We start from the raw sequence: 5,573 nt of genomic DNA on the forward strand, positions 1-5,573 counted from the left end.
GTCCGGGCCCGCGTCCCTGAGGCTTTCGGGGATTTTGAGCGCGGCCCATGCGATCACGTACGCGTCCCTCCGGTCGGTCTTCGCGGTTCCGGGCAGCAATTGCGCGGTCCGGCGCATCGCGGTGCCGGGCAGGTAGGCGACCTGTACGCCCATGCTCCGGGCCACGGTCAGCGGCAGGGAGCCGATGGTGTTGGGCTGGTCGACGACCAGCAGCACGCGCCCGCGTCTGGAGAGCTTCTCCAGCATCGTGCGGATGGCCTTCTCGTCCTGTTTGAGTGGCTTGTCGTACAGGGTGTTGCCGTCGTGGTCGAGGGCGTGCGCGTGGTGCGCGCTCTTGCCCACGTCCAGTCCGACCCNCACGTCGATGTCGTCCGGAGTCATCGTCATCCCTCCCGTCATGAAGGTTTCCGGCCGCCGTGGACCCTGCAAGAAGGTCCGGACGCCCGCGCCGCATCCACATTACGAAGAGACCTGCGCCATGCGTCCCGAAGCGTCCATACGGCCGGCCTGGTTCCTATCAGCGGTCTGCGAACGCCCCCGCTCCCGGCGACAACACCCCCCGGATCATCAATAACAGGGCAGGAAAGTCATACCGGAACCGGCGACCCGGCCCCGACCATTCGGGACCTACCAAACATAGTAATGGGTGAATGTTTCCGGCATCATGCGCCTCCTGATGACGTCGATTGCGATGAATCTTCTTCTATGCTATTGCGATTGGATCTGAGTGATTGTATCCACGCCGGCTGATGCACCAGATCGTTAAAGTCATCAGAGTGTTAACGAGATGGAGATGAGTATCATTGGCAGCAGGTGGCGAGAGCTGTTCAGAACGTCAAAGGAGATGGGGCATGTTGTTGGATAGATATGGTGGCACATTGTCGCCCGTCAATTATGAATGTGGTGCAACTGGAGTTTCGGTGCTGGCCACACACGGGCTGGTGTTAACTAGATCTTGTGCGGGCAACGGCGTGTATGAGATCACGGTGCGTGCTGCTTATCCAGAACCGGAGGCTGTGATCGCCCTGACTGTACCGTTGAATAACGCGGCCTCGTTCTGGCGGCCGGGTGTGCGCGGTAGTGTGCCGCTCGCCCCGGACTGGCATGGTGATGTGTCGGTGTCACTGGCGAACTCAGCTCCGTTGGGATGTCTGCTTGACGTGGATGACAACTGTCTACTTGGGTTTGCGTTCTCCTTGGCTGTCCGCGAGTCGACGTTGCAGTACGGCGTGGATGAGGAGCATGGTCTGTTTGTGATATTCTTGCGGTTCCACATGAATGTGGACGATCAAGAGCGGCTGCTTGTTGTAGATACTGCCGCTACATTGACCTTGATTGATGCTGGACGTCGACTTGCTAGATTTGTGCGCGGAGATCGCGAGTTGATGCCGATCCCTGCAAGCGCCTGTGAACCGGTGTTTTCGACATGGTATGCACGTTTGCAAGATATTGATGCTGAATATCTGCTGGATGAGGCGGATGGCATGGTATCTTTGGGCTGCCGCTCGGTGTTCGTGGATGATGGTTGGCAGGAGCAAGCGCATGGACGCGGCTATGCTGGGTGTGGTGATTGGGTTGCAGATCCTGCTAAGTTCCCTGACCTACGTGCGACGATCAGGAAGCTGCATGGAAAGGGATTAGCGGTGGTGCTGTGGATTGCGCCACTGCTAGTTGGCGAACGGTCGCGTACTTGGCATGATGTCGCGGCTCAGGATCCAATCTATCTTCCAGGTAAGGATCTCGATGTCCATGTGCTCGATCCTCGACGCGCTGTGAACCGAGCACGTCTTGCTGCCACTTGTCGCCGTCTGATGGATGATTATGGAGTAGATGGTCTGAAGATCGATTTTCTTGATCAGGCGTCGCGCTATCAGGGTACGCCCGCTCCGCATACTGATACAGGTGATCTCAACGATGTTGGCGAAGCCATGCTGGCATTGCTTGACGAGATTCGGGGAACGATGTACGAGGGGCGTGTTGAGTCTCCCATCGTGGAGTTTCGATCGCCATATGTCAACCCGGTGCTGGGATCGTATGCGAATGTGCTACGAGCGTCAGACTGTCCGTCCGATGCAATTGCGAATCGTTGTGGTGTCATGGATGCGCGTATTGTCGCGGATGGCCGCATCGTGGATTCCGATATGATGCTGTGGAACATTGCGGCACAGCCGGCGGCCTGTGCCCAGCAGATCATGTCTGCGTTCTTCGGTGTACCGCAGCTGTCAGTCTCGCCGTCGCTGATACCATCGTTGCAGCGTAATGTATGTGTGCGTCTGCTGAACTTGTGGAAAGACTGTCGCCGGGCGATTCTTGGTGGACAGCTGACAGCGGGGTCGCAGGCGTTGTCGTATCCGGTAGTGAACGCGGTGGGTGACGATATGCAGGTCACTGGTGTATACACGCAAAACGTCGTAGTGGATGTTGATGCGCAGATCGTGCATCGCCTAGTGTTGTTAAATGCAACGGACTCTTGCGTGTCGACGGTCCGTGTTCATGGACTTGATTATGGTCGGTCATTGCACATGGTCTCGTCTGACGCTGCTGGCTCACGAGAGCGGCAGACAGTTATTGACGTAACCAGCGGGACAATGCTTGTGGATGTGTTGGTTGAGCCATTCGGTGTGCTCGATGTGACGTGGTGATGGCGGACCAGTGTTGGTTGGGATACCGTTGGAGCTCCGACCAACACTGGTTTCTCGCGTTAGCAGCGGTTAAGAATCTCTGCGAGCGCATGTGCGACGGTATCCGGCAATGCTGACGGACGCGTTTGCGGCAGCCAGCTCGGCAGATTGGGATCAACTGGTCGCGTAATCGGACCGAAAGAAGCGACCGCGCGCTTGCCAAGCCGCTTGATCGCATCCCATGCGGCTTCCTTACTGACATAGTCGACCTGCGCATCCTGTAACAGCTGCTGACAGTCGCCCATCCACGGGTCGTCAGCAATACGCAAACCGTTGGGGAACGTGATCTCAACAGACTGGTCAGTCGTCGATGGCACGGTGACTGACAACGTAAGCGTTGTCGGATCGTAGTTTACGGAAGTATCGACTGGCTGTCTATCGATCGTAACTGTAACGTTGGTCGGCGCGACGCCGCGCAACGCGATCGTCCAATCACGCGTAGCTGGGACAGCTGTGACATTGCCGGTGACTGAGTGAATCGTAAGTTGCGCGTCAGTCTCACCCCACGTAAACGTAATCTGCGTACGTGCCAGCCGATCATCGCGTACGATACCGCGATCGTCGACTCCCGGATACGTGCCGTCGTCTTCGAGTAACTCGAATGAACCGGATGCGCCGGGGAACACAAGTAATGTCAACGCTTGCGGATTGGCGACTGAATTATCTGTCGAGTTCGTAGCGAGCGGCACGATCGCGCCGGCTTTTGCAAATACTGACATCTCATTGATCGTGCGCCATACGTCGATAATCCGACCGCGACGATTTTCGCTGTCGTTAGCCACGTTCTTCGTGTCACTCACACCAGCTATATCGGCCGTATTATCGGCGTTGCACACACCGTTCGTATCAACATGTCCTGCGTCATACCGTCGTCCAGTGAACAGGTCAAACCAAACGCCACTCGGCAACCACACATTCGCGTGCGCGCGCATCGTCGCCCGATCGATCGGCTCAGTAATCGGCGCAACAATTAATTCGGTACCAAAACGGAACTCGTTCGGCGTCTGATATGCGTCCGGCAGTTCCGCGTCTGCCCAATACATCGGCTCGATCAATGGCATACCATCGGTCGCGGCCCGCCAGTTCATCGTGTACAAATACGGCACGAGCGCTTGCCGCAATCGCAACGCTGCGACCATTGCTGAACGTACTGGTTCGTGGAAATTCCACGGTTCCTTGCCGTTGAACGGCGAGTCAGTCGAGTGCAGTCGGTTGATTGGACTGAACGTGCCGAGCTGATACCAGCGCGCTTCCAACTCCTCATCGCGCTCGCCAAACATGTGACCGCCAATATCGTGACTCCACCATCCGTAACCGATATTCGATGCGGTGGCAGTGAAATACGGTTGGAATCGCAACGAATCCCACGTAACAATCGTGTCGCCCGAAAATCCGATCGGATAGCGGTGTGAACCAGGACCGGCGTACCGCGAAAACGTGAGCGGCCAACGACCGTCGCGGCCAGAATCGTGATAATGCAGATAATTGAGCATCCACAGCGGGTCCAGTCCGGGCATATGCGTGACGCCGCCCTGCTGCCAGTCGAGCCACCAGAAATCAACGCCTTCGCGCTCGAGATCATGATGCATGTCGAGATACGCGCGAATAAACGTGGGGTTGGTCAAATCGAAGTCGACCGGCTCATTGTGGCTCGTATCAACGCCCATCGCCGCAGCGATTTTGGCGTACGGCTGCTCGAACGCGCGCACGCCGTCGCGCGGATGCACGTTCAGCGTAGCCTTGAGTCCTTGCTCGTGCAGCCAATCGAGAAAATCGTGCGGGTTCGGGAACAGCTTGGGATTCCACGTATATCCGGTCCATCCAGTGCCATATTGCGCGGGCACATCGTCCACCAAATGCCAGTCCATATCGATAACCGCAACGCTGAACGGAATGCCTTCATGCTCAAATCGGCGCATCAGCGTGCGATATTCCGCGTCACTGTAGCGATGGTAGCGGCTCCACCAGTTACCGAACACGAATCGCGGTAGCAGCGGAACCGGACCGGTAAGTCGGTAAAAGTCGCGGATTGCGTCACGGTAACGACGGCCGTGTGCGAAAAAGTACAGATCGGTTTCAGCATGATCGCGCGGAGCAACCCATGTGCCGAATGGAGTTGCGATACCGTGTTTGACTGGTTCGCTGGCGACGATGTTCGAGGTAGAATCGTCGAGTACTGCCCAGCCGTTCATTGCAAGTACGCCGTGACCGACGTCGATGCGGCCGTTAACGCCGTCAAGCGTGCGCGCGGTGCCGCCGAGATTACCGCTCGGTTCGTCGCCGTAATGCCAGACGTCCGAACCGTTCGCGCCGCCCTTGACACTGATGCATAGACCTTCGCGGCTGAACGGTTTACCGTCGTATTCAAGCCGCAGTGACGGCGTGTCGAGTAAGAGGAAACCGTTGCGATGAGTGACGGTGAACGTTGGACGTGTGTTGTCATTGGCGTTGCTGGTGTTGGTGTTGCTGTTGCTGAAGTCGCGACTGACAACGGTTTGCGTAGCGTGATCCTCGAAATGTCCTGAATCTGACCACTCCAGTCGGATGAGTGAGTCGGACAGGACTGAGATACGCCAATGATCGCCTTGGATGATGTTGGATGAGTGTGTGACTGGCGTGAGATGGACTGGAGTTGCGCTGATGGGCGGTGTGGCTAGGGTTGTTGATGCGTGCGCGTTGGTGGTGTTGGGCGTGTTATCGGCGTGGGGGAGTGGGGTGGTCATAAGTACCTTCTGCTGAGTCGAGTTTGGTGGGTGGATGTTGTTACTGGGGTTGATATCGGGTCAACTGTGAGCCGATACGGATTATCCTAGGCGTAACGAGGCACGACAGTGTTGATTGCGAGACTGTGTCGTCCGTTCGTGTGTCATTATTCGCCGATCATTTGTCTAC

At 56.9% G+C, this 5,573-nt stretch carries 3 protein-coding genes; 1 reads left to right on the forward strand and 2 read right to left on the reverse strand.

Translation table 11 applies throughout. From position 1 onward, the window contains the following. A partial coding sequence (locus BHAP_RS11040) for an IS110 family transposase (protein ID WP_143248808.1) occupies positions 1-381 on the reverse strand: 381 nt, incomplete at its 3' end. 470 nt (positions 382-851) lie between these two features. Here BHAP_RS11040 and BHAP_RS11045 point away from each other — a divergent pair. Next, the gene (locus tag BHAP_RS11045; RefSeq protein ID WP_094730713.1) at positions 852-2,642 is read left to right on the forward strand and encodes a glycoside hydrolase family 36 protein; all 1,791 of its coding nucleotides are present in this window, start codon (positions 852-854) and stop codon (positions 2,640-2,642) included. A gap of 59 nt (positions 2,643-2,701) precedes the next feature. On the opposite strand, the gene BHAP_RS11050 is transcribed toward BHAP_RS11045, so the two are convergent. After that, a complete protein-coding gene (locus tag BHAP_RS11050) occupies positions 2,702-5,404 on the reverse strand; it encodes a TIM-barrel domain-containing protein (RefSeq protein WP_094730714.1) in 2,703 nt (900 codons plus the stop codon). Positions 5,405-5,573 lie beyond the last annotated feature (169 nt).

It is taken from the genome of Bifidobacterium hapali (genome assembly GCF_002259755.1).
GTDB lineage: Bacteria > Actinomycetota > Actinomycetes > Actinomycetales > Bifidobacteriaceae > Bifidobacterium > Bifidobacterium hapali.

Bases quoted from the DNA above. Each gene is read 5' to 3' on its own strand.
- BHAP_RS11045 (WP_094730713.1), top strand. From the start codon at position 852: ATGTTGTTGGATAGATATGGTGGCACATTGTCGCCCGTCAATTATGAA.
- BHAP_RS11050 (WP_094730714.1), bottom strand. From the start codon at position 5,404: ATGACCACCCCACTCCCCCACGCCGATAACACGCCCAACACCACCAAC.